This is a genomic window from Nocardia sp. NPDC051321, from assembly GCF_044455225.1.
Taxonomy (GTDB): domain Bacteria; phylum Actinomycetota; class Actinomycetes; order Mycobacteriales; family Mycobacteriaceae; genus Nocardia.
In genome coordinates this window covers 458,270-482,518 of record NZ_JBITEM010000003.1, presented here as the reverse complement: position 1 = coordinate 482,518, position 24,249 = coordinate 458,270, and the positions used below count along the sequence as shown (strand labels likewise).

General features: G+C 67.1%; 19 protein-coding genes and 1 pseudogene. 8 read left to right on the top strand and 12 right to left on the bottom strand.

The window, feature by feature from the left end:
- Nucleotides 1-106 precede the first annotated feature (106 nt).
- Both xylA and ACIA8C_RS09210 read left to right on the top strand, forming a co-directional pair.
- Entirely contained in the window at nt 107-1,288 is a 1,182-nt protein-coding gene (xylA, locus tag ACIA8C_RS09215; RefSeq protein ID WP_397132622.1) for a xylose isomerase, read from the top strand.
- A 4-nt stretch (nt 1,289-1,292) separates the two neighbouring features.
- On the top strand, nt 1,293-2,471 hold the full coding sequence (locus ACIA8C_RS09210) for an ROK family protein (RefSeq protein ID WP_397132620.1): 1,179 nt from the start codon (nt 1,293-1,295) through the stop codon (nt 2,469-2,471).
- 45 nt (nt 2,472-2,516) lie between these two features.
- On the opposite strand, the gene ACIA8C_RS09205 is transcribed toward ACIA8C_RS09210, so the two are convergent.
- Nucleotides 2,517-3,470: a LysR family transcriptional regulator gene (locus ACIA8C_RS09205; RefSeq protein WP_397132618.1), complete on the bottom strand. Its 954-nt coding sequence runs from the start codon at nt 3,468-3,470 to the stop codon at nt 2,517-2,519.
- 72 nt (nt 3,471-3,542) lie between these two features.
- Between ACIA8C_RS09205 and ACIA8C_RS09200 the strand changes: the two genes are divergently transcribed.
- The 3 genes from ACIA8C_RS09200 (at nt 3,543) to ACIA8C_RS09190 (ending at nt 5,491) form a co-directional block, all read left to right on the top strand.
- On the top strand, nt 3,543-4,466 hold the full coding sequence (locus ACIA8C_RS09200; protein WP_397132616.1) for an NAD(P)H-binding protein: 924 nt from the start codon (nt 3,543-3,545) through the stop codon (nt 4,464-4,466).
- A gap of 37 nt (nt 4,467-4,503) precedes the next feature.
- Nucleotides 4,504-4,869 carry a darcynin family protein gene (locus ACIA8C_RS09195; protein WP_397132614.1) on the top strand — a complete coding sequence of 122 codons (366 nt, stop codon included), beginning with the start codon at nt 4,504-4,506 and terminating at the stop codon, nt 4,867-4,869.
- A 202-nt stretch (nt 4,870-5,071) separates the two neighbouring features.
- On the top strand, nt 5,072-5,491 hold the full coding sequence (locus ACIA8C_RS09190; RefSeq protein WP_397132612.1) for an Hsp20/alpha crystallin family protein: 420 nt from the start codon (nt 5,072-5,074) through the stop codon (nt 5,489-5,491).
- A gap of 71 nt (nt 5,492-5,562) precedes the next feature.
- Here the strand turns inward: ACIA8C_RS09190 and ACIA8C_RS09185 are convergent, their stop codons facing one another.
- From ACIA8C_RS09185 to ACIA8C_RS09165, 5 genes and pseudogenes are all read right to left on the bottom strand, one after another.
- Entirely contained in the window at nt 5,563-7,041 is a 1,479-nt protein-coding gene (locus tag ACIA8C_RS09185) for a phospholipase D-like domain-containing protein (protein ID WP_397132610.1), read from the bottom strand.
- Nucleotides 7,042-7,168: 127 nt separating this feature from the next.
- Nucleotides 7,169-7,324, bottom strand: a complete 156-nt coding sequence (locus ACIA8C_RS09180; RefSeq protein WP_397132608.1) for an SDR family oxidoreductase — start codon at nt 7,322-7,324, stop codon at nt 7,169-7,171.
- 61 nt (nt 7,325-7,385) lie between these two features.
- Nucleotides 7,386-7,571: pseudogene (locus ACIA8C_RS09175) on the bottom strand (SDR family NAD(P)-dependent oxidoreductase); the annotation flags it as partial.
- Nucleotides 7,572-7,573: 2 nt separating this feature from the next.
- A complete protein-coding gene (locus tag ACIA8C_RS09170) occupies nt 7,574-8,167 on the bottom strand; it encodes a nuclear transport factor 2 family protein (RefSeq protein ID WP_397132606.1) in 594 nt (197 codons plus the stop codon).
- A gap of 43 nt (nt 8,168-8,210) precedes the next feature.
- Complete coding sequence (locus tag ACIA8C_RS09165) at nt 8,211-9,617, bottom strand: MFS transporter (protein WP_397132604.1); 1,407 nt, start codon at nt 9,615-9,617, stop codon at nt 8,211-8,213.
- Nucleotides 9,618-9,733: 116 nt separating this feature from the next.
- Between ACIA8C_RS09165 and ACIA8C_RS09160 the strand changes: the two genes are divergently transcribed.
- Nucleotides 9,734-10,525 (top strand): helix-turn-helix domain-containing protein, encoded by a 792-nt coding sequence (locus ACIA8C_RS09160; RefSeq protein WP_397132602.1) that lies wholly within the window; start codon nt 9,734-9,736, stop codon nt 10,523-10,525.
- Between the two features lie 324 nt (nt 10,526-10,849).
- On the opposite strand, the gene ACIA8C_RS09155 is transcribed toward ACIA8C_RS09160, so the two are convergent.
- A complete protein-coding gene (locus tag ACIA8C_RS09155) occupies nt 10,850-11,173 on the bottom strand; it encodes a hypothetical protein (RefSeq protein WP_397132600.1) in 324 nt (107 codons plus the stop codon).
- Between the two features lie 429 nt (nt 11,174-11,602).
- Between ACIA8C_RS09155 and ACIA8C_RS09150 the strand changes: the two genes are divergently transcribed.
- Together ACIA8C_RS09150 and ACIA8C_RS09145 are read left to right on the top strand one after the other, a co-directional pair.
- On the top strand, nt 11,603-12,094 hold the full coding sequence (locus tag ACIA8C_RS09150) for an acyl-CoA thioesterase (RefSeq protein WP_397132598.1): 492 nt from the start codon (nt 11,603-11,605) through the stop codon (nt 12,092-12,094).
- Nucleotides 12,095-12,111: 17 nt separating this feature from the next.
- A complete protein-coding gene (locus tag ACIA8C_RS09145) occupies nt 12,112-12,834 on the top strand; it encodes a class I SAM-dependent methyltransferase (RefSeq protein ID WP_397132596.1) in 723 nt (240 codons plus the stop codon).
- A gap of 12 nt (nt 12,835-12,846) precedes the next feature.
- Here ACIA8C_RS09145 and ACIA8C_RS09140 read toward each other — a convergent pair whose 3' ends face one another.
- From ACIA8C_RS09140 to ACIA8C_RS09120, 5 genes are read right to left on the bottom strand one after another with little or no spacing between them, the layout of a single operon-like run.
- On the bottom strand, nt 12,847-13,788 hold the full coding sequence (locus tag ACIA8C_RS09140; RefSeq protein ID WP_397132594.1) for a prenyltransferase: 942 nt from the start codon (nt 13,786-13,788) through the stop codon (nt 12,847-12,849).
- On the bottom strand, nt 13,785-15,233 hold the full coding sequence (locus ACIA8C_RS09135) for a DUF92 domain-containing protein (protein ID WP_397132592.1): 1,449 nt from the start codon (nt 15,231-15,233) through the stop codon (nt 13,785-13,787). Before ACIA8C_RS09135 ends, ACIA8C_RS09140 begins: the two co-directional genes overlap by 4 nt.
- On the bottom strand, nt 15,230-16,222 hold the full coding sequence (locus tag ACIA8C_RS09130; RefSeq protein ID WP_397132590.1) for a UbiA family prenyltransferase: 993 nt from the start codon (nt 16,220-16,222) through the stop codon (nt 15,230-15,232). The genes ACIA8C_RS09135 and ACIA8C_RS09130 overlap by 4 nt, the downstream gene beginning before the upstream one ends.
- The gene (locus ACIA8C_RS09125; protein WP_397132588.1) at nt 16,219-16,956 is read right to left on the bottom strand and encodes a hypothetical protein; all 738 of its coding nucleotides are present in this window, start codon (nt 16,954-16,956) and stop codon (nt 16,219-16,221) included. The genes ACIA8C_RS09130 and ACIA8C_RS09125 overlap by 4 nt, the downstream gene beginning before the upstream one ends.
- Entirely contained in the window at nt 16,953-24,080 is a 7,128-nt protein-coding gene (locus tag ACIA8C_RS09120; protein WP_397132586.1) for an amino acid adenylation domain-containing protein, read from the bottom strand. Before ACIA8C_RS09120 ends, ACIA8C_RS09125 begins: the two co-directional genes overlap by 4 nt.
- Between the last annotated feature and the right edge of the window lie 169 nt (nt 24,081-24,249).

Below are 24,249 nucleotides of genomic sequence, written 5' to 3'. Positions count from 1 at the left end.
GGCGAGGTCCGACCGGTCAGCGTGCTCGTTTCGGCCTGCTGCGCAGCGGGCGGCGAGTACGCTTGCAGGCATTTAGTTCAAAGCCTGAATTAACTCGAGGATCGATATGGTCGCGCCGACTCCCGCAGACAAGTTCTCATTCGGATTGTGGACAGTGGGGTGGCGAGGGAGAGATCCGTTCGGCGATGCCACGCGGCCGGAACTGGACGCGGTCGAGGCGGTGCGTCGGCTCGCGGAGCTCGGGGCATACGGCCTCAGCTTCCACGATGACGATCTGATCCCGTTCGGCGCGCCCGCCGCCGAACGAGAGCGCCGCATCGAGCGACTGCGGGCCGCGCTGGACGAGACCGGGCTGGTGGTGCCGATGATGACCACCAATCTGTTCACCCATCCGGTGTTCAAAGACGGCGGGTTCACCAGCAACGATCGGGACGTGCGCCGCTTCGCGATGCGCAAGGTGCTGCGGAACGTGGAGCTGGCGGCGGAATTGGGCGCGCGGACCTATGTCCTGTGGGGCGGACGCGAGGGCGCGGAGTACGACAGCGCCAAGGATGTGCGCGCGGCCTTGGACCGCTACCGCGAAAGTCTGGACGTGCTCACCGGATTCGTGCGCGACCGCGGATATGATCTGCGGTTCGCGATCGAGCCCAAGCCCAACGAACCGCGTGGTGACATCCTGTTGCCGACCGTCGGGCATGCGCTGGCGTTCATCACCACCCTCGCGGACTCGGACATGGTCGGGGTCAATCCCGAAGTGGGGCATGAACAGATGGCCGGATTGAACTTCGCGCACGGCATCGCGCAAGCGCTGTGGCACGGCAAACTGTTCCATCTCGACCTCAACGGCCAGCGCGGCATCAAATACGACCAGGACCTGGTCTTCGGACACGGCGACCTGATGAACGCCTTCGCCCTGGTCGACCTGCTGGAGAACGGCGGCCAGGACGGCACGCCCGCCTATGATGGGCCGCGGCATTTCGACTACAAGCCGTCGCGGACCGAAGATATTGCCGGAGTGTGGGATTCGGCCGCCGCTAACATGCGGACCTATCTGCTGTTGCGCGAGCGGGCCCGCGCCTTCCGCGCGGATCCCGAGGTGCGCGCGGCACTGGCGAGCGCAGGTGTCGATGAGCTGGGCACGCCGACACTGGCGGCGGGCGAGACCTACGCCGAACTCCTGTCCGATGCCGAGTCGGCGACCTTCGACGCCGACCGCGCGGGCGAGCGCGGATACGGCTTCGTCCGGCTGAATCAGCTGGCGCTCGAACATCTGCTCGGCGCACGGTGACCGGATGGAGCTGATCGCTGCGCGGTCGCCCGGCCCCGTGCACCTGCGACAGGTTCGGACCGGGAATCTCCAGGCGTTGCTGGTCGCCATGCTGGACGGCCCGGCGTCGCGGACCGAGCTCGCCAAGCGCACCGGCCTCACCAAGGCCACCATCGCCAGCCTCGTGGAACCGCTACTGCGGCAACAAATCCTCGCCGAGGGCGCCGTGCTCAACAGTGGGCGTGGCCGACCCTCCCGGCCACTACACTTTGCCGCTGCCGGGCCCGTTGCGATCGGTGCGGAAGTCAACGTCGGTCATCTGGCCGTTGCGGTGCGGCGGCTGGACGGCTCGACCGAATTCGAACGGCGCATCGAGGTGGACAACCGCGGTGCTGCCGCGGGCGACATCGTGACGAGGCTGGCCGGTCTGGTTCGCGCCGCGACCATCGAATGCGGCAGGGGCACGCTCGGAATCGGGCTCGCGGTGCCTGGCATCGTGCAGGACGGGATGGTCGTGCATGCACCAAATGTGCCAGGCCTCAACGGAATCCGGTTAGGAGATCAGCTCGCTGCCGAGCTCGGGCTACCGGCGTCGGAGGTGGCGGTGGACAACGAAGCCAACCTCGCCGCCCTCGCCCATGTGTGGCCGCACCGGTTGGTCGGCGACGACTTCGTCTATGTCTCCGGCGATGTCGGCATCGGCGCCGGAATCGTGATCGGCGCGGCGATGTTTCGCGGCCGGAGCGGATTCGCCGGCGAACTCGGGCATGTCGCCATCGAGCGCGCCGGTCGCGCCTGCCCCTGCGGCAATCACGGATGCGTCGAGCAATACGCCGGACTCGTCGCCATTCTGCGGGCCGCGGGCGTGCGCGACCTGGACGCGCTCCTGCGCGCACTCGACCACGGGAACGTCCGTGCCCGTACCGCCGTCGAGCGCGCGGGCGCTGCCCTCGGCGCGGCCCTCGCCGCCCTGGTCAACCTCTGCGACGTCCCGGCGGTTGTCCTCGGCGGCAGCTACGCCGCGTTGTACGACAGCATCGCACCCGGTGTGCGTAACGCGCTCGGCATCGGCGTGCTTGCCGCCGCCCGCCGCCCGATCCAGCTCACCGCCTCCGCCCTGGGCAGCGGCGCTGCCATCCATGGTGCGGCCGCCCTCATCACCCGCCGCTGCTGCCTCGATCCGGAACTCTTGCGGTGTCGGTGATCTGAGCGAGTTGGCAGTGGCGTTGTGCTCGTTGCTGCGGAAACCTCAGTCGGATAACGTGTTCGGACTCTTCGGCGTGCTCAGTGCCCGGCGGACTGCGTTGCGGAGCCAGTGGTGGGCGCCGTCGGCGGTGTGCCGGGGGTGCCAGGCCATGCTCATGGTCAACGTTGGTAGTGCCAGGGGGATGTCGAGGAGGTGCAGTCCGAGGGCGGTCGCGTCGTCGGTGAGGGGCGACGGGGCGGCGCCGGGGAGCGCGGCGGGGACGAGGCAGACGAAGTCGCTGCGGGCGGCGAGGGTCATGGCGGCCAGGTGGCTTGGCAGCACGATGCTGACCCGTCGTCGCAGGTTGTGCTCGGCCAGTGCGGTGTCGAGCGGGCCGGTGAACCGGCCACGGCGGCTGACCGCGACGTGCTTGGCGGCCGCGAATCGGGCTGGGGTCAAGGCTTGTTCGGTCAGTGGGTGGCCGCGCCGGACGGCCGCCACCATGCGCAGATCGGCCAGTTCTTCGACTCGGGTTTCCGGATCTACATGGTCGATGGATCCGACCTCTAAATCGATTCGGCCGTCGCGGAGTGCCGATCCGGCCTCCAGCTCTTCAGCGCGCAGCCGGAACGCGACACCCGGCGCCTCCTGCTGGGCCAGTTGCAGCAGTCGAGGGACCAGTGCCGCGCCGACCAGGTCGGCGGCCTCGAGGGTAAAGGTGCTGTTCAGCTCGGCGGGGTCGACGCCGGTGCCGGGACTGAGCAGCGCGCCGAGGCTGCGGACCACCGCGGCCGCTTCGTCGCGCAGCGCCTCGGCGCGCGGCGTGGGCACCATCGTCTGCCCGGCCCGGACCAGCAGCGGGTCTTGCAGGATGCGGCGCAGGCGGGCGAGGGTGCGGCTCATCGCGGCGGGCGAAGTGTGCAGGCGCTCGGCGGCGCGGGTGACGCTGTGCTCGGCCAGCAGGGCGTCCAGCGCGAGGGCGAGATTGGCGTCGATCACCGGTTTCGGGCTGTTCACCAGCATCATTCCATTTCAGTCAATAATTCAGTGCCGAAGTTCCCATTGTGGCAATGCTGGATTCTTCGCAGGATGACGGGTGTACCGATTCACTACGACTGCGAGGCTTTCATGATCGTTATTACTGCTCCGACCGGGAACATCGGCCGTTCCCTGCTCGCCACGCTCCTGGAGTCCGCGGCCGAGGACCTGCGGGTGATCGTGCGTGATCCCGCGCGGCTCCCGGCCGCGGCGCGCGACCGCGTCGACGTGATCACCGGCTCACACGGTGACGCCGACGTCCTCGATCGCGCCTTCGAGGGCGCGGACGCCGTCTTCTGGCTCGTCCCCCCGGACGCCTCCCTGACCCCGCACGCCGGCTACAGCGGTTTCACCGGCCCGGCCGCGAAGGCCTTCGCCGCGCACGGCGTCGGACATGTCGTCGGGGTGTCCGCGCTCGGCCGCGGCACCCCGGTCGCCGACCGGGCCGGCCTGGTCACCGCCACCCTCGCCATGGACGACCTCATCGCCGACACCGGCGTCGCTTACCGGGCGTTGGCCAACCCGTCCTTCTTCGAGAACTTCCTGGAGGACGCCGACTCGATCCGCGACGAAGGCGTGTTCGTCGATGTCGTCGACGCCGACCGTAAAGCGCCGCTCGTCGCTGTCGCCGACATCGCGGCGGTCGCCGCCGGCCTGCTGCTGGACCGGTCGTGGACCGGCTTCGACAGCGTTCCCGTCCTCGGACCGCAAGACCTGTCGCCGAATGACCTGGCGCGCATCATGACCGAACAACTCGGCCGTCCCGTCCGCTATGCACGCCAGCCGTTCGAGGAACTGCGCGCCACCCTCGTCGGCTATGGCCTCAACGAGGAGTTCGCCCAGGCTGTAGTCGACATGAAGCGGGCCAAGGACGACGGCCTCGACGCCGGAGTCGTCCGCACCCCGGACACCGCTTCCCCCACCAGCTTCGAGCAGTGGTGCGCCGAGACCCTCGCGCCCGCTGTTCGCGGCTGAATCCCCAAAACCACCTACACCGTTGGAGGCACTCCTGATGCCCGCTGCAACAACCGAACCGCCGGTCACGGCGTTCATCCTCGTCAAGACCACGCCCGAGTGGCTCGCGCTGACCATCCAAGAACGGGTGGACGCCTTCACCACCCAGGTGCTGCCCGCCATCGAGGCCAAGACCACCGGCGTCCGGTCCCGCTTCTACGACACCGAGTTCTACTCCGCCCGCGTCACCGACGTCTGGGTATGGGAAGCCGACGACCATCAGGCCTACCAGCTCCTTATCGAGGCATTGCGCGAAACCCCGTTCTGGGACCGCTATTTCGAGATCGTCGACCTGCTGGTCGGGACCGAGAACGGTTACGCACGAAACTACGGTCTCGACACCATGGCCACCATCACCACCTGACCGCACGGGCCTGGGCCGATGTCCACCGAGCGGAGGGCATCGGTCGCTGACTCAGGTAGCATCGGCCCTCATCTATGCATCCTCATCAGGTTTTCTGTTTCAGATACTTGCACTCGCATGGTGAGAGTACTAAAACAAATATGTGCCAGTTGGCATAGATTATCTGACTCGATGAAGAATGGAGTGTGTGGAGGTGGCGACCATGCTGATGCGTACCGATCCGTTCCGTGATCTGGACCGTCTCACGCAGCAGGTGTTCGGCACGGCGGCTCGTCCCGCGGTGATGCCGATGGACGCCTGGCGCGAGGGCGATGAGTTCCTGGTGGAGTTCGACCTGCCGGGGATCGACCCGCAATCGCTGGATCTGGACATCGAGCGCAACGTGGTGACCGTGAAAGCGGCACGCCCAGAGCTGGATTCGGGGCGGTCGATGATCGCCGCGGAACGCTCGCGTGGGGTGTTCAGCCGCCAGCTGTTCCTCGGTGAGGGCCTCGATACCGACCATATTCGCGCCGATTACACCGATGGTGTACTGCGCCTTGCCATCCCGGTCGCGGAGAAGGCCAAGCCGCGCAAGATCGAGATCGAACACACCGATCGGCGGCAGGCGATCAACGCCTGATCGGACTCCTGGAAAGCTATCGAAAACCGCAGCGCTCTTCCTCCGGGCGGGCCCGGCAACGGGCCCGCCCATCAGCGCATTCCGGTGGCCTTCAATCTGCGGATGCCCCGGCTCAGTAATGCGTTGTCCCACAGGCTCGGTGGGGCGTGTTCGGGATCCATCAGTTCGTTCTCCGCGAGCGGGCTGTCCTCGTTCTCGACGGTCCCCGGCTCGAACCGCATGAGGGTTCGGCCGTTGCCGCGCAAGGTCTCGACCGTGCGCAGCAATGAGGAGGTCTCGGCGAGGGTGGCGTCGAACGTCGCGGATTCGGCATCGAGATGCTCACAGATCAGCTGGCGCCGGATGTCGAGAATGGTTTCCCGCAGCAGATCACCATTCGCGGTGGCGGGCGTAACCTCCACGGCCAGATCGCATTCGGTGTCGAAGCCCATCGAACGGTTGTTGAGGTTCGACGAGCCGACGCGCAGCAGCCGATCGTCCATCACCAGGACCTTGGCGTGCACGTAGATCGGCGCACCGGCCGCGGTGACGGGATAGTAGACGGCGAACCGGTTCTCGGTGTCGGCCTGCCACAACAGATGCAGTAGGCGACGACGGGCCCCGTCCATCGCCTGTTGCTCGAGCCACCCGTCGGCATGCCGAGGCAGCACCAGCACGATCTCCGGGCCGTTCGGTTCGCGCAGGCGCGCGGCGATCGCCTCGGCGAGGGTGCGCGAGGCCAGATATTGGCTCTCGATATACAACGACCGCTTGGCGCCCGCGATCGCCGCGAGATACAGCGCCTCGACCTCCCGGACTTCGGTGCGGTCGGCGAGTTGGGGGAAGGTCCGCGCGATACCGACGTTTACCGACCGCATCGTCGGTGCCAGCCCCTCTGGCCACGGTGTGTCCCCGGCGATCTCGTCGACCGGGGCCAATTGTTGTCCCGTCGCCGCTTTCCATCGGGCCCTTGCCAATTCGCCGATCGCCTTCGCCGCGTCGCCGTCGACGGCCGTGGTCGCGTCGTGCCACGGTCCGTACCGGTTGCCGTTCGGCTCGGTGCGGTAGTGGTTGTCGTCGCGATGGTCGCTGGTGTCCCAGCGGTCGACGGTCATGTCGATGCCACCGCAGAACGCGAGCGCGTCGTCGATCACCACGATCTTCTGATGGTGCGCCGAACCGAACGGGTGCGCGCCATCCATTTCGAAATGCAACCGTCGATCGGTCAGCCAATTGGCGATGAAGATCGGTGTCATGCCACGGCTGATCGCCGCGAACGCGCCGACATTCCATTTCAACAGGTAGATGTCGAGATCCGGCCGCTGTTTCGGCAGCCAGGACAGGAACTTACCCAGCCGGTTGGGCCCGTCGAGGGTCTTGTCCTGCGGTTCGAACTTGATCCGGGTATCGAAGTCCCAGCCGATCAGCACGATGCGTTTGCGAGCCTGCAACATCGCGGACTTGGCGTGGCGGAAATAGTCCGCCGCGTCCACAATGCACGCCAGCCGGTCGGCGCCGGCGATCTGCCAGCAGGTTTCGCCGGGGGTGAGGATTTGCCGCTCGTCGCTCATGTGTAGTTCAGTTCTCCCGTCCGGCCTGACACCCGTCCCCGCAGGTGAACGAATCCACCTTACTGAAGGTGGTTCGCCGGCCCCGCTTCTCGGCAACCGGTTTGACAGGCCCCGGTGGGACCGCTATTCATAGGCCGGCACCGCCGGTGACATCGATCGTGGCGCCGGTGATCCAGCGGGCGTCCTCGGAGGCCAGGAAGGCCACCGCGTCGGCGATATCGGGGACTTGGCCGATCCGGCCGAGGGCGGTCAGGCCGATAGATTCCCCACTCCCCATGCGCATTCAGTTCAGCATCCAGACCGTTCGCGAGAGCCTCTACATCGCCGGGAACGCCCAACTCGGCACCCACGATGAACGCCCGACCACCGGCCTCGGCGATGGCCGCTGCGGTCTGCCGCGCCGCTGCTTCGTTACTGCCGTAGTGCACCGCGACCAAAGCGCCGTCGCGGGCCAAGCGTTCGGCGATGCCGCGCCCGATGCCGCGGCTGCCGCCGGTGACCAGCGCGACCTTTCCCTCGAGGTTTCCCATGGTCACTTGCCGTCCAGCCAGGCGTGACCCGATTCGAGGATGGTGCGCTCCCGGTCGCTGAAGCGGGTCGGATACGTGCCGGTCACCGGGACCCCGCTGCGTTCGAGCAGGTAGGCCAGTGCCGCGTATTCGCGGGGGTGGCGACGGCTGAGGGCCTCGGCGTCGATGTGCTCCGCGCCGTCGACGCCGAAGGGGTAGGTGAATCCGCCCAGGTCGTAGACGGAGTCGCGATGTGCGATGCGCCAGACGCCGTCGTCGCGGCGCACGCGATCGAGGAAGCGGTTGTGGATCGTCGCGCCGAGACCGGAGTCGAGGTGGTCGGCCAGCAGGATCACGTTGGTCTCGACGAACGCGCGATCGCCCGCGAATTCGATGGCCGGGGAGCCGATGAAGTGCTTATTGCGCAACGGGCCGCCGCTGAGGCGACGGGAGCCGTCGATGAAGTCGCGGGCGCTGCCGGAGAACCACAGGATGGTCAGTGTCGCGTCCTCGTGGAACAGCCCGGCCAGTTCGTCCCACTGCTGCCGGTCGCGATGGATCCAGCCCGACATCAGCTCGCCGATCGCCAGACGGTCGGCGATTCGATTTTCGATCATGTCCGAAACCTCCTTGTGCACAAAGTGATTGAGTTCTGGCCTGTTACGCACTCCGGCGGGTGCGCACGGCGAAAGCAGCGAGCGCGGCCACGACCATGAACGCGGCCAGCGTGAGATAGGAGGCGGTGAAGCCCGCCGGGGTGAGTAGTCCGTCGCGCCGATGGCCCGCGATCAGGGCCGCGGTGACCTGGGTGCCGATCGCGCCGCCGAGCATGCGGACGACGGTGTTCATGCCGGTCGTCTCCGCGACGTTCGCGACGGGAACCGAATGCACGATCACGGTCATGAGGGTGGGGAAGGCGACGCCGAAGCCGAGCCCCATGAGTCCGAGGCTGATCATCATGTCGTAGGGGTGTGCGCTCCACACGGCCATGTAGCCGAATCCCGCCGCGGTGATCAGGGTTCCGATGGTGAGGGCGGTCGTCGCGCCGATCCTGGCGGCCAGCCGCCCGGCGTACGGGCTGACGATGATCGTCGGGATCGACATCGGCAGGCAGTACAGCCCGCACGCCAGAATGCCTGCGTGATAACCGAATCCGGCTACCGGCGGGAGTTGGGCGAAGATCGGGTAGACGGCGAAGGCACCGTACATGCCCGCGCCGAACAGTAGGGCGACGACGTTGGTGGTCCACACCCCGCGCAGCCGCATCAAGCTCATGTTGATCAGTGGCCTGCTGCCGAGCGTCTCGGCGGCGATCCAGATACCGCACACTGCCACACCGCCGATAATGACCCCGAGGGTGCGGCCCGCCGCCCAACCCCAGTGGCCCCCTTCGCTGATCCCCAGCACCACGGCCGTGACACCGATGACCATCAACGCCGCGTTGAGCCAGTTGACCCGCCCGCCAGGGCGCACCGGGGACTCGCGCACCAGTATCAAGGTGCCGACCGCGGCGATCAGCGTGATGAGCATCGGAATCCAGAACAGCCAGTGCCAGTTCAGGTACGGCAGGATGAGGCCGGGCAGGATGATCCCGACCGCGCCGACGCCGATCATCGCGGTCACCGCACCGATACCCGCCGCGACGCGCTCGTGCGGGAATTCGTCGCGAATGATGCCGAACGCCAGCGGGAACAACCCACCCGCGAGTCCCTGCATCGCGCGTCCGGCGATTTCCGGGGCGAGCGAATTCGACACGGCGCAGACGAGTCCGCCCGCGGCCATGACGGCCAGGACGAGTAGCAGCATCCGCCGCTTGCCGAACATATCGCCGAGTCGGCCGATCACCGCGGTCGCCGCGGCGGCGGCGAGGAAGTAGGCCGTCAATAACCAGGTGACGCCGTTCTCGCTGGTGTGCAGGTCTCGCTGCAGCAGGGGGAGCACCGGGACGACGACCGACCCCAGGACGCCATATGCCAACGCGCCCAACATCAGTGGCGCCAGGACCCGGCCCACGTCCACATCGGACTCGGGTGGCCGCGTCCGAGTTCCGGTTACCGCAATCGACATCTCGATCTCCTTGATTAGGTGTCCCTAACCAATGTCGTCCTCGATGGGCGTTGCCTGCTACCGCTATGCGGACAGCGGATTCCGGATTTCCGCCAAGATCAGTGTCACCATGGGTTGTGCCCCAACACCGCCAGATCCCGTGGTTCGGCTACGACGACATCCAGGGCCGCTGGGCGCTGACGCACGGCGAGGGCATCGCACCGCATTCCCATGAGCAGGGTCAGCTGCTGTACGCGGCCAGCGGGGTGCTGGCCACCACCACCGTGGGTGGCACCTGGGTATCGCCTGCGAACCGAATCTCCTGGACCCCGCCGCATTTCGAGCACTATCACCGCGCCTACGGCGACACCGAGATCAGCATCCTCGAGGTGCCAGAAGCATTGTGTGCCGCACTTCCCGCGCATCCGAGCGTGTTCGCGGTGTCCGGGCTGCTGCGCGAGGCGGTGTTGAAGCTCACCGGCGGCAGCACGCTGCGGCCGACCGTCGCAGACCGGCTGCTGCGGGTGATCGTCGACGAGCTGACCGAACTGCCCGAGCAGTCGCTGCATTTGCCCGAACCGGTCGACGACCGACTGCGCGCCGTGACCGACCGGCTGCACGCCGATCCGGCCTCCCCGGCCACGCTCGAGGAACTGGGACGAGCCGTTGGCGCGAGCGAGCGAACCCTCAGCCGCCTCTTCCGGACCGAGCTGGACATGAGCTTCAACCAGTGGCGCACACTACTGCGCGTGCAGCATGCCCTGGTGCATCTCGTGCACGGCCACTCGGTCACCGAGATCGCGGTCCGCTGCGGCTGGTCCAACCCCACCAGCTTCATAGAAGCCTTCACCGCAATCATCGGCCAGACCCCGGGCCGCTATCAGGCCGATCTGCGGCACTCACGGGATATCGGCAGCCAAACGCCCTAGCCGCCTACGAGGCGGGCCGCGGGACGAGAGCTGTAGCGGCGCAGCACATCCGCAACTAGCCGATGTGCGTTGGAGTGGGTGGTGCTGTCCGGTCGGCACCGCGGCAATTCACGCGTCGCGCGGCAGGCATTACCATCGCGGCATTGGTACTCGCCGGAGCGAGCACCGTCGCAATCGACATGATGGGGGCGAGCCCACAGGCATTCGCCGTGGTCCGCAACGACGACGGATCAGTCACGTTGCAGACCAGCGCCGCCCCGCCGGGGTACCTCATGCTGTTGGGCCTCGCGGGGATGCCGGGCGGAAAAGGCATCGGATTGTCGTTCACCGCAGGTGCGGGGCGTCCTCGATTCTGCCTGCCGCGATGAGTTCGCCCACGAACAGCGACTGGATGGCGCGGCGTAGTGCTTTTCGGTCGACCTGCTGGGATTCCTCGCCGACCGCCCTGCGCTGTGCCGGGTGACGGCCTGCGTGCAGCATCGCCTCGATCATGGCCGTGGTCTGCGTGCGGTCCGCGGCTACGGCGTCCGCGAAAAGTGTTGGCATGTCGGTGCTGTCGTGGTCGGTGGCGGTGAGCGCGTCGTTGAGGGCGGTCAGCGCCCGCACCCGTTCGGCGATGAATACCCGCAACGCCTCGGTGGGTGACACCGGCCATGCCCTGCTCGGCCACCACCTCGACGGTGGCCCGGATCAGCGCGTCACGGCGCGCCACGCCCGCGGCGCGATGACGCCGGGGTGCTCGTTTCCGCTGCTTCGGTCATTGCCGTTGCCTTTGCGAAAGCTAAAGCGGCCCAGCCATTTCCGTAGTCATGACCACGGCTCCCTCCTGTGCTGTCGGCAGCGGTCGGGCGCCTCGGGCGTCCATCAACAGGATAGTAGCCGTGTGCAACAGTTGCTATGCGCAATAGTATGCGAGAGTGGCCGCGTGTCCCGCGACGTGCGGACGCGGTCGATTCCGGCGGTCGATGTGACATACGTGTAGCGCCGAACTCGACCACGGTCGTGGAGTAGAGTTTTCGGCGGCGAATTCGCCTTGTTGACCATCCCATAGCCGCGTAGTATTGCCGTAAATCGGCAATGATGATTTTCTCGCACACGTTGAAGGTAGTGATCACGGTGGAGCCGTTCAGTATTCGTATACCAGTCCGTGACTACGAGATCGATGCCCAAGGGCACGTGAGCGCGGTTGTCTATCAGCAGTGGGCACACTATTCGAGTATGGAATGTATTCGGAACGCGGGCGCTCGGGTCGACGAACTCGTCGAGAAAGGTTTCGGGCCCATTGATCTGGAGGTCACCACCCGGTTCCATCGTGAGTTGCGACTGGGCGAAGAGGTGGACGTGACCTGTGAGTTCGAGTGGAATTCAGGCCGGACCTACCGGATCAAACAGGAGGTCCGCAAGGTGGACGGCAGTCTGGCGGCCGAGGTCATCACCCTCGGCGCGGTGCTGGACCTGGCGCGGCGACGGATGGTTCCGCATCCCGCCGAGCAGATCGTTGCCGTGACCGAACACCCGGAACGACTAGGCATTTCGCCGAACGTGTCGGTGGGCGGCGAGCAGTCCTGACGAAGGGGGTGCCGCGCATGTCCGAGCGGTCTGCGGCAATGGACCCGGCGTCGGCGGACCTGAGTCGCCGTCGACGGCACCTGTACGATTCCACGGCCGGGCTGTATACGGCCACCTTTCATCTGATTTGGCGATTCGGCTTTCCCGGCCTGCACACCTGGCTGTCGGATTCCGTCCGCGACCGCGCGGCGGTTCTCGATGCGGGTGCGGCCGCGGGCTATTGGTCGCGATTTATCGCCCGCACCGAGACCCGCCCGCGCGTCGTCGCTATGGACTTCTCTCAGGCCTATGTACTTCGGGCCAAACAATACCTTGCCGAAGAATGCGGTGTTCTTGTCCTGCAAGGGGATATCACCGCGGCACCGTTTCGGAGCGGTTCATTCGACGCCGTGCTGTGTAGCGGAGTGCTCGACACCATGCCCGACCCGGTACCCGCATTGGCCGAACTTCGCAGACTACTGCGTCCTGATGGAAAACTGCTGCTCATTCTTCGCGGTCCTGGTTCGCGATTGTCACCATTGATCGAGCGCGTTTTCCGTGTTTCGATATCCGTCGTCAAATCGGTGACACGGAGTCGCGGCGAAGGCCTCGACCCGGAGCTGTGGAGCAGGACGCCCATCGGCAGCCGGCTCGTGGACCTCGCCACGGCGGCAGGCTTGGCCGTCGAAGATGTGCGCTACGGCCGAATCCTGACCAGGGCAACGCTTGTTGCGTCCGAAACCGACGGTCCCGCAACATAACTGGAGTCTGGTTCAAGATGCCACCGCGAGCCCGAACACCAGGACGTTCATGCAGCTGAACGTGACGATGGCGCCGATATGCAGGAACCGCCCATCTTCCTTGCGATAGCGGGTGTGGATACGACGGACGTGCCGCAGTGCCGCCGCCAGCCAGACGATCAAGACGCCGGTGCCGAGCACGGCCCCGATCACCGGCATGCCGGATACGTAGACGTGCCACAGCCAAGGCGCGAGCGAGAGCGCGAAGGCGAGCCACGCCCAGGTGGTCGCGCGTTCGACACCGAAATGGACGACCGTGGTGATACGCCCGCCCGCAGCGTCGTTGTCGACATCGCGGATGTCTTGACATAGTCCTTCGCCGAGACCCATGAACACGGCCACGAACGTGAGATAGGCCAGACCGTGCTGCCAGCCGCGGAAATCGATGGCCGCCGCACAGTACAGGTACATGAGCACCCAGGTCACCGGCCAGAAGACCGGCGTCGCCAGCGGCCGTCCGGACAGCCCGACGGGTTTGAAGTTGTAGGCGAGCGTCAGCGGCAGCGCGACGAGGAATAACAGCTGGTTGATGGGGGCGAGCAGCACGGAAAGCAGGCCCGCGGCCGCGACAAGCAGCCAACCGCCCACGAGCAGCTCACGCCGGGACAGCGCGCCGCGAACGAAAGCGCGGCGCTGCCGGGACCGCTCGGAGCTCGCCTGATCCACCGCGATATCGGCGACGTCATTGAACAACGTTTGCCCACCGTGGAACAGCACCACCGCCGAGATGGCGAGACACGATGGTGCCCAAGGCAAATCGCGGCCCACCTGCACCGCGATCATCGCCAACGGCGCGAGGATGTCGTACCACACCCGGGTGGTGGGTCGAAGCGAACGCGTGAGCAATCCGAGGTGCGCCGCGACGAGACGCAGGCGCCTGGTGGCGTCCATCGAACTGAGGTCATAGGTATTCATGCCGACACCAAAACGAAGAGGGAGAGTGCGACTACCATGCCTGTCGCGTTGGCGAGTGCGTTGACGACTTCGTTGTCGACCCAGCGAATTCCGGTGGCCTGCGCGGTTTGCACGCCGCAGTGCCTGCGGTCCTCGACCGGCCGGTGACAGGACGGGCAACGGAACCGCCCCTGAACGGTCGCGCCGAGCACCGAGTCCGCCAGTGAACCGGCGATCCCCGCCGCGAGCCCGACGACGATGAGTGCCGGATTTTCCACCAGCGCGCCGACGACGCCGATCGCCGCGCCGCCCAGCGATGTCGCGGCGAAGCCGAGCGTGGACACCGCGCCGGAGGTGCCGGGTGGCACCCGCGTCCGGGTCCGCAGCGACACCGGTGGGCGCGGGGAGAAGCGGCCGATTTCCGACGCCCAGGTGTCGGCATTGGACGCCGCGATCCCGCCGACGTAGACGAAGAACCACACCGGGCTTTTCGTCAGTGCGTAACCGACGACCGGAAGTAGCACGGGGGCAACGCCGTTCACCATGACCTGCGGCAGTCCGCGCATGCTCGCGCCGTGCTCGTCTCGGTGCAACGCGGTGATGATGCTCGACAGCACAAAGAAGGCGGCAACCGGGGCCAGCCAGGTCCACCCGCCCAGGCCGATCGCGGCGGCGGTGACGAGGGCGGCGGCGATGGCTCCCGGCAGATCGAGCCACCGCAGCCGCACCAGCACCGGCGTGGCCGCGTAGGCGATGACGGCCGCGATAAGCCATCGTAATGCGGTGCCGGAGTCCAGGTTTCGGCCGAGGTCCAGCAGCAGCGCGACCCACGGCGTGATCAAGAGATTGTCCGCGGCTGGCGGAACGAGCAGTTCGATCGATGCGGTCGTCACGCCGACGAATACCGCGACGGCAAGGGCGACCGGCAGCGACGCGTGGTATCCGAGCAGCATGAAGGCGAAGGCGATCGGAGCCGCGATCGTCGCGAAGGTCACCGAGCCCTCCAATGAGCGCTGCACCCCGCCCGCGGTGACCCGATGGCGGCCGAATCGGCTACCGACCAGTGCCGCACCGGAATCGGCCAGGCCGAGGGTCAGCGCGCCGCAGGCGATCGCGTGCCGGTCCGGCCAGAACAAGGCGGCCGCGACTACCAGCCCGAGTGCGAAGCCGACGTATCCGTAGTCCCGAATGCGGCTGCCGTCGAGGATGTCCGGAATGAGGTGGCGTTCCACCGCGACAACCAGCACGACCGCCGTGCTCGCCAGCACGGCGATGGCGACGGCCAGGCTGGTCAGCTGATAGGTGGCGACGGCGATGACGACGCCGCAGAGCCCGTGCGCGATCTTTCGCGGTACGTCGCGTGCCGTGCGCATCTTGGCCGAGGCGCGCCCGAACCCGGCAAGCAGCACGGCGACGGCCACCATCGCGCCGACGGCGATCAGCAGGTCATGTCCGATGGAGTTCATCTCGTCAGATATCCGGTCAGCAGAACCACATTGACGACGCAGAACACCAGCGCCGACCCGCGATGCAGCCGTCGTGCCACCGACTTGTCGAAGTGCTGACCGAGCAAGCGGGCGGTGTTGACCGACCAAGCCACCCAGCCCAGCAACAGCACCGCCGCCACCAGCAGCCAGCCCGTGGCGACGCCGGGCGGAGCGCAGGCGGTGAACCACAGCCAGCAACCGGTGGCGACGGCGTAGGCGACGGCGGCGGCCGCGGTGGCCGTGGCCGGCCCGTATTTCACCGCGGTGGTGAGCTTTCCGCCCGCGGCGTCGTTGTCCGCGTCGCGGACGTCCTTGGCGAGCATCTCGCCGATACCGAGGTAGACGACGGTGAACAGCAGGTACGGCCAGGCCTGCGCGCGGGGGGCCGCGCCGACCGCGAGCACGATCGCGGCGACGATACCGGCGAGCCCGATGAGCCCGGCCAGCTGAGAGATGATGGGGCGGCTCTGAGTTCGGATCGGCGGCAACTCGTGCTGTGCGATGAGCACGGCGAGCGCTGCCGCGGCGACCGTCAGTTGCCATCGGGCGAAGACCGTGACCACCACCCCGATCAGCACGCAGATGACGGCCTCGATGAGCGCGTGGCGCGGCGCGATCACGCCGGTGGCGATGGGGCGGGTGCGGCGCAGGATCTCGGTCGAACCACCGTCTGTGTCGCGGTCCTTCACGTCGTTGAGCAGCGTCGCGCCGATATGGATGAAGTTCATCGCCAGCACCGCGACGATGGCGGTGCGCCAAGGTATTTCACCCTCGGTGAGCACCGCGATCACCGCCACCGGCATGATCGTGTCGAGCCAAAGCCGGGTGCTCGGGCGCACGCTTCGGATATGTGCCGCAACAACATCGAGCAGCGTGCCGCTGCCCGTTCCCCAGCAGGCGTACCAGTGTTCGACGATGCCGCCGATAGTCGGCTGCCCCTCGGGCCGTTCGGTTCGCAGCTCGCTCATACCTCGCTCACCTCGATCGCGGGCCGCGGTGTCGCGATGACCGAATCGGTGGTGCGCCAGAGGATCAGCCCGATCGCCCCGAGCCAGACGATGCCCGCCAGCAGGCCGACGACGATGCTGACATCGATCACCGGCACCGACTGGACCGACTCACCGATCATGAAGGCCACGTGCGCGGTGCCGACGACCATCCCGAGCAGCGCCAGCGGCCGGGAGATCCGACCGTCTCTCAGCATCGTGATGTTCGCCGCGATCAGCCACACGCCCACCGCGCCGAAGGCGAACCAGCCGTAATAGTCGAGCGTGAGCCGGGTCGCGCCGATCGCCGCACGGGTCGAGGCGTCGCCGTCGACCCAGGTTTGCGCGCGCAGCTTGTGCAGCACGCCGCCGCGCAGCGAGTCGAGCGACATGATCAGATAGCCGAAGGTGGCGAGGATCGAGGTGTAGCGGATCCACCATTCGGCTGCGTCGCGGCGCGCGAACTCGCTCACCGCCAGCACCACCGCGACGCCGAAGAAGCCGAGCACGCCGGTCTCCCAGTCGAGCAGCAACGCCGCCGTGGGATGGCGCAGCAGACCCGGATAGTAGACGGCCGGATCGCCGGTGCCGACGACCTTGAGATCGTGCGGGAGAAACGCGTAGGTCGCCACGATGACTATGTACAGACCGGCCATCACCATGGCGAAGGAGCCGCCGACTCGGAAGAAGCCGGTAGGGCGGTGCGAGGTGGTCATAGTGACCTCCCATCCAGGAATCCGCTGTTTTCGAAAGCGGTGAAGTAGGTTCCGAGCAGCGTGTCGTCGATCGGTGGGCAGATGCGGCCTGACGAAGCGAGGACGGCAACGGTCCGCGCGCACTCGTGGGCGGCGGTGGTCAGGTGCGCGGGGGAGGCGTGCCGCAGATGGTCCGCGAGGGGGTGCAGTGCGCCGGGCTTCGCCGCGGCGAGCCCGGCCTGCCATTGCGAAAACGGCACGGTGCCGACGTCGTATCCGCGGGCGCGGACCCAGTCGATGAAGGCGGCGAACGGCATCGGTTCCGGGTTGTTGAGGTGGAACACCTGTCCGCTGGTATCGGCCAGCTCCGCGAGGTCGACCAGCGCACCGGCGACATAGTCGACCGGCGCGACGTCGATCACTCCGCCTAGCCGCGGTGCGATGCCGATCTCCAAGCAGCCCTTGATCATTCGTTCGAAATAGGAGTCAGGATTGAACAGGCCGGTGCGGCTGTGCCCGGAGATGAGTGGCGGCCGGTAGATGGCCAACGGCAGCCCGCGCCGGGCGGCCTCGGCGACGACCGCCTCGCCGACCCATTTCGCCTGGGCGTAGCCGCCGAGCAGCCGCCCGCCGTGGTCGAGATCGTGCGTCTCGCTCATCGGTGTGCCGTCGAAAGGGAAGACGGCCAGCGAGGAAACGTAGTGCACCGGTGTGGGGACCTGATGGACGGCCGCCCGCAACACCTCGCGCGTCCCCTCGACCTCGGCGGACTCGAGCTCGGCGTAGGATTTCGTCCAGTTCACCTGTGCCGCACAGTGATAGATGGCGCTCACCGAAGCGGTCAGTTCGTCGTACTGCGCGCGGGTCAGCCCGAGCAGCGGGCGAGAGATATCGCCGGGCAGCGCCACCAGCGTGCATCGGCGCAGATTCCGGCCGATGCCGAGCCGATCGGCGTTGCGCTGCAATCGGTTCAGCGCGGCGTCCGGGTCGGTCGCTCGTACCAGGCAGGTGACGTGTCGCCCGCGAGCCAGCAGCTCGTGCAAGACGAAGCCGCCGAGGAATCCGGTGGCACCGGTGAGCAGCACCTGTGGCGGCTGGGTGCCGGAGCGTATCGGTGGCGGCTCGGCGGGGCGGATGCCTGGGTCGAGTGTTGCTTGTGCCCTGAGTAATTCGACGCTGACCTCGCTTGCCGGTCGGGTGAGGTCGCCGGTGTGGGACGCCTCGGCCGCCCGGTCCGCTGTGCGAGCGATCGAGTCCTCGCCGGGTCGGGCGATGCCCCCGCCGAGCAGCGAGTGCACCAGGACATGCCGGTCATCGAGCGCGAACTGCGATGCGACCCTGGAAAAGTCGAGGTCGCCGATCTGGCAGAGCCCGAGTCCGCAAGTGGTGGCGGCCATTTCCAGCAGCTGGGTCATCAGGCCTGCCTCGACCGTGGCGAAGTGGACGCTGCGATCGCCGTACAGCGGCTCGATCGCGTCGAGCGCCGCGACGAGGTACACGGAGAATGCCGCTCGATCGAACGGTTCTCGGTTCCAGCGCCAGTGCAGCTCGCGGGTGCAGCCTTCGGCGTTGGGACCCAAGCAGATGAGCGCATGCTCGCGGGGATCGTAGTAATAGGTGCCCGCGGGCACGTCGGTGACGCGGTTCGCCTTGATGTGCAGGTAGGTCTGCACCGCATAGCTGCCGCCGCCGGAGCCGTACGCGTAGCGCGGCGCCGACTCCGAGGTACCGGCATCGCGAAGCACGCCGAGCAGTCCGGTGAGCGCCGCCATCGGGATCGGCGCGGGCGAGAACGACCGCTGCGTCGGCCGCCGGAAGACCTCGGGGCGTCGCGAATCATCGACCGGCAGCGCGATGACGGCCCGGCCGGTGCGCAGCTCGCGGCGCAGGCCGTTGCGTTGAGCGCGGAAGGCGAGACGGCTGTCTGGGTCCTCGATCATCGGTCCTTGTGGGGCGGAAACCGCTGCCGGGCCTGGTGTCTCCGCTCCGTAATACCTCGCCAGGGCCTCGACGGTCGACAGCGTGAACAGGCGGTCGATGTCCGGGCGGAACCCGAAGGCATGCTCGAGCTCATTGGCGATGCGCACCATGTCCAGCGAGCCGACACCGATGTCGGCGAGGTCGCGGTCTCGCGGAATCCCCGTGCGCCCGAGCACCTTTTCGACGACGTCGGCGACCGTATCGGCGGTGTCGCCGCCGGACCTTGCTGGCGGCTTCGGTTCCTGCCGTGACCCGTCCATCAGTGCTTGCCGATCCGTTTTACCGTTGGCGGACAACGGGATCGAGTCGACCAAGCGCAGGCGGCCGGGAATCATGTGTGGCGGCAGCTGTTCGCGAAGGTGTGTGTCGAGCGCGGCGGGTGCGTCCGCGCGCTCGACATCCGCGGCCGCCACGACATGGGCGACCAACCGGTTGCGGCCGTGGCCGTGTTCGTCATGGGTGACCGCGCAGGAATGGACCCATGGGTGCCGGGCCAGCACCGTTTCGATCTCGCGAAGTTCGATCCGGCGACCGTCCAGTTGGATCTGGCCGTCGTGCCTGCCGAGCATCTCGATGGTGCCATCCGGCAACCAGCGCCCGAAATCTCCGGTCCGGCACAGCATTTCGCCGGTGGCTGGGTGTTCGACGAACTTGGCCTCGGTGCGCTCGGGATCGTTCAGATAGCCGGGGGAGGTACCCGGCCCTGCGCTGCACAGCTCGCCGGGGACAAAGTCGGGGCGGTCGCGCAGTGCCGCGTCGAGGACGTAGTAGTGCGTATTGGCGATCGGCGTGCCGTAAGGAATGCTCACCCAGTCCGGTGCGATCGCGCCGATGCGGTACCAGATGTTCCACAGCGTTGTTTCGGTCGGCCCGCCGACGCTGACGATATCGGCGGCCGGCGCGCGGTCCCGGATGCGATCGATCAGCTCGAGCGGGATCCAGTCGCCGCCGAGCAAGACCAGCCGCAGGCTTGGGCAGAGCGGCACATCGTTGGCCTCGACGTGTTCGATCAGCATTGTCATGGTGGCGGGCACGGAGTTCCAGAGGGTGACCCGGTGGCGCTCGATGAGTGCCAGCCAGGTAGCGGGATCGCGCCTGCGTTGCGGCGGCACGACCACCACCGCGCCGCCAACGGCCAACGGTCCGAAAAGATCGAACGCCGACATGTCGTGATGCAGGTCGGTGATCGCCAGTGCCCGGTCGGCGGGCCCGATGTCGAATGTTCGATTGGTGTCGAGGATCGCGTTCACCATTCCGCGATGGCATACCTCGACGCCCTTGGGGGTGCCGGTCGATCCCGAGGTATAGAAGACACAGCAGCGATCCGCGGGCGAGGTGCAGGTGGGGGGTGTGAACGCGCTTGCCTCGGTGCTGCCCAGCGCATCGACGGGAACCGCCCGGATCGTGTTCGGCCAGGCGACCTTTCGTTGCAATCTGGTCTGGGTGAGGACGACCGTGGCACCGGCTTGATCCAGAACACCCGCCAATCTGGCCGCGGGCAGATCCGGCGCCAGCGGCAGATACGCGGCCCCGCAGAGCAGTGTCGCCAGCACGGCGACAACCTGCTCCCAGCCCTTCTCAGTGACCACAGCGACGAGGGCCCCGGGACCGATTTCCTGGGCTTGTAGCCATCCCGCCAGGTCGGTCGCCGCGGCGCGCAACTCTTGGTAAGTGAAGGAGCGCGTCGGGCAGAGCAGCGCCGGCGCGTCCGGGGTGCGCTCGCACTGCCGGAGGAACAACTCGTCGAGCCGTACCGCGGGGAAAGGCACCGAAGTCGCGTTGACCCGTGTCCGCCGCTGTCGTTGCGCCTCCGGCAGCAGATCGATGCCGGTTGTCCACGCCGAGGCGCCGGAGGCCAGGTGCTCGAGCAGCCGCGAATAGGCCTCGACCATGTCTTCGGCAACGCCGGGCGGAAAGAGCTGATCGACAGCGTCCCAATGGAATTGGAGGCCGCCATCGCGCAGGAACACTTGATTGTCCAGGTACACCTGTGGAGTCTGCGAGCTCCCGTAGACCTGCTCACCGAGCCAGTCGAACGCCGAGAGGTCGCGAAGGACGGGCGTGAACACCACCGGCATCGCCGCGCGGCTGCGCGGAAGTCCCTGCGCGTGAGCGAGTTCGCGGAGTATCCGCACGCCGCCGATCTCGCGGTGATCGAGATCGTCGAGCAGCCGGTCCCGTAACCGCACCGCCCGCTCGGCGAACGATCCACTCGGCGACCAGTCGATGCCGGTCGGCAGGAAGTCGGCGAACGGACCGACCGTCGGCCCCACGCCGATGGGCCGGTGCCGCATGGTCACGCTGACGGTGAAACGCGGATCCTCACTCCAGTTAGCCAGGACCTCGGCGTAGGCGGCCAGCAATGCCACGGTCGGCGTAAGGCCGAGGTCGGCGGCATGTTTGGTGAGCGACTGCCATTGCCGCGGTGGCAAAGCGCCGGGATGCCGGACGAACCCCGGCCGCACCCGGGTTGCCTCATGCGACCGCAGCGGGAGGCGGGGAGCGGGCGGCAGTGCCGGGACAACCCGCTGCCAATGCGACAGGGACCGGTGGTAACCGTCGGACTCGCGCAGCGCGGCCTGCGCCTCGATGATCGGGCGGTACGTGCCGTCGGAGCTGAGCCGGGTGATGGCGGCGCGATACAGCTCACCCCATTCCCGCACGATGATCATCAACGACGCCGCATCCAAGGTCAGCAGGGCCGCGCTCAGGTGCACGCGCCACCGATCGTCATCGAGCCGCTGTACGCGGATGTCGAACAGCGGCCAGCTGTCGAGCGGGAATCGCTGGTGCGACATCTGCTCGCGTAGGTCTGCCGCGCTCTCGGGTTGCTGCCCGCGCAGGTCGTCCATCGATAGCCGCCACGGCGGGCAGTGCTCGAGCACATGCTGAGTTCCGTTGGCCGAGACCACTGTTCGCAGCGCTTCGTAATGGTCGACAACGTGCAGCCACGCCTGCTCCAAACGTGCGGGGTCGAGGTCGGTGGTTTCGTATTCGCCGTAGACGTGCGCGTCCACGTCGCCGAGTTCGAAATCCGCGCTTCGGCCGGTGCAGTAGGCCTGCTGCAGCTCGTTAAGACCGAATTCCGGCTGCTCCAGGCGTTCCGTTCGCGCGGTGGGGTCGGCGGGCGAACGGCGGTCTACTTGCCTGGTGCCCGCGCTGGCCGAAAGCCGTTCGGCCAGCTGCCGTATGGTCGATTCGCCGAAGAATTCGCGCAGCGCGAGGTCGGCGCCGAGCCGGCTCGCCAGTGCGTCTCTGATGTCGATAGCGCGCAGGGAATCGAGCCCGAGCCGGTTGACCGGCAGGTCGAGGTCGAGGCGGTCCGGCGTTTGGTCGACGGCCGAGGCGACGAGCCGCCGCAGCGTGCCGAGGATCGGTTGCTCGGCGTCCATTTCCGGTGCCCGCGTGGCGATATCGGACGTGGCGGGCGCGTCCGACGACCAGACGATCGGCAGTTCATTCGCCAGATACATGCTCCGGCAGCGGCCGTGCTGAACCTTGCCGCTCGACGTCTTCGGAATGGTGCGTCCTGGAATGAGGACCAGTCGGATCGCGTGGCCGGAATGCGCTGCCACGCCGCGGCATACGGCAGCGCCGACCTCATCCCAGTCTGCGGACCTGGTGTGATCGATCTCGTTGACGAGCACCACCGACACGTCGTCGTCGGCTCCCACCGTGAACGCGGCACCGCACCCTGGTCGTAGCCTACGGTCGGTGGACTGTGCGGCCCATTCGATATCGGTCGGATACAGGTTGCGTCCGTGCACGATGAGCAGGTCTTTGAGGCGGCCGGTTACGTAGAGCTCATCGTGCCGGACGAAGCCGAGGTCTCCGGTGCGCAGAAACGGGCCGGTGCCATCGGAAAGCATTGCCCGGAAGGTGGATTCGGTCTCTTGCTCGCGCCCCCAATAGCCGCTGGTGACGTTCGGCCCGTGCACCCATATCTCGCCGACCTCGCCAGGATCGCGTTCGATGGCGGTGTCCGGGTCGACGATGGCGACTCGCTCCTCCGGCCGCGCGGTCCCGCACGAGACCAGCGGTTCGGCGTCGGCGTCGTCAGCGGTGGTCACCGCACGGCCGCGCTGCAGCTCCGCTCGCGACACGCGCAGAACCGCGGGTGCGGTACGGGCGATCGCCCCGGTGACCATGAGTGTCGTCTCGGCCAGGCCATAGCAGGGGTAAAACGCTTCTTGCCGAAACCCGCACCGCGCGAACGTCTTCGCGAACTGCCGCAGGCCCGTGGCCCGGATCGGCTCCGCCGTCACACACGCCATGTCCCACTCGCGCAGGTCGAGCCCGTCGAGTTCGGCCTCGGTGATTTTCCTGGCGCAGAGCTCATACCCGAACGGGGGAGACCCGGTGGCCGAGGCGTGGTACTTCGAGATCGCCGCCACCCACCGGGACGGTTTGGCCAGAAAGTCGAGCGGCGACATGATCACGCAATCGCCGCCGTTGTAGAGCGTCTGGAACAGGCTGCCGATCAGGCCCATGTCGTGATAGATCGGCAGCCAGCTGACGACAGTCGGCCGCTCGGGAACGGCCATGCCGACTCTGAGCCACTCGAGGTTCGACATGAGGTTGGCATGCGTCACCATCACCCCGCGCGGTTCTCGCGTCGATCCAGAGGTGTACTGCAGCATCGCGATTCGCTGTGGATCGACGGATGTCGCCCGCCAGTCGGCAGGGTCGGCGTCGGTGCCGTCGTCGGTAGCCAGGATCGGCGGCAGGGTCGCGGGCAGCAGCCGCAGCGCGGGCAATTGGGCCGGCGTCTGCACCAGCGCGTCGCGAAACATGGTGGTGGTGAGCACACAGGCGGGTTCCGCGTCGCGCAGCACGCCCGCGAGCCGCGTCGCCGTCGCGGTATCGAGCGGCGGTGCGACCGGGACAGCGATCAATCCGGCGTAAAGGCAGCCGAAAAACGCGACGAGAAAATCGACACCCGGTGGATACACCAGGACCGCCCGATCCAGCGGGTCGGCCACGGTAGTGAGCCGGACCGCGAGCGCACGAGCTTTGCGATCGAGTTGCTCGTAACTCAGCCGGTCCTGCTCGGACTCGCCGTCGGCCAGCACGGTCAGGCAGGTGTTGCCGCCCAGCTGGTCCGCGCGAACTCGCAGCAGTTCGACGAGCGTTGCCACTCGAGATCCGGTGTGGACGACGGTCATCCCGCACTCCCCTGGTTGCCCCAAACGCAGATCGTTGAATTGCGCCTCGCCGGAATCTGGTGCGGCGGAATGGGAACGCATCAACGCTGCAGTGAGCAGTCTTGATCACCAAGAAATGCTTGTCAATACCGTCAGCTACGTCAAGAGGTCTGGATTGCAGTCAATAGGT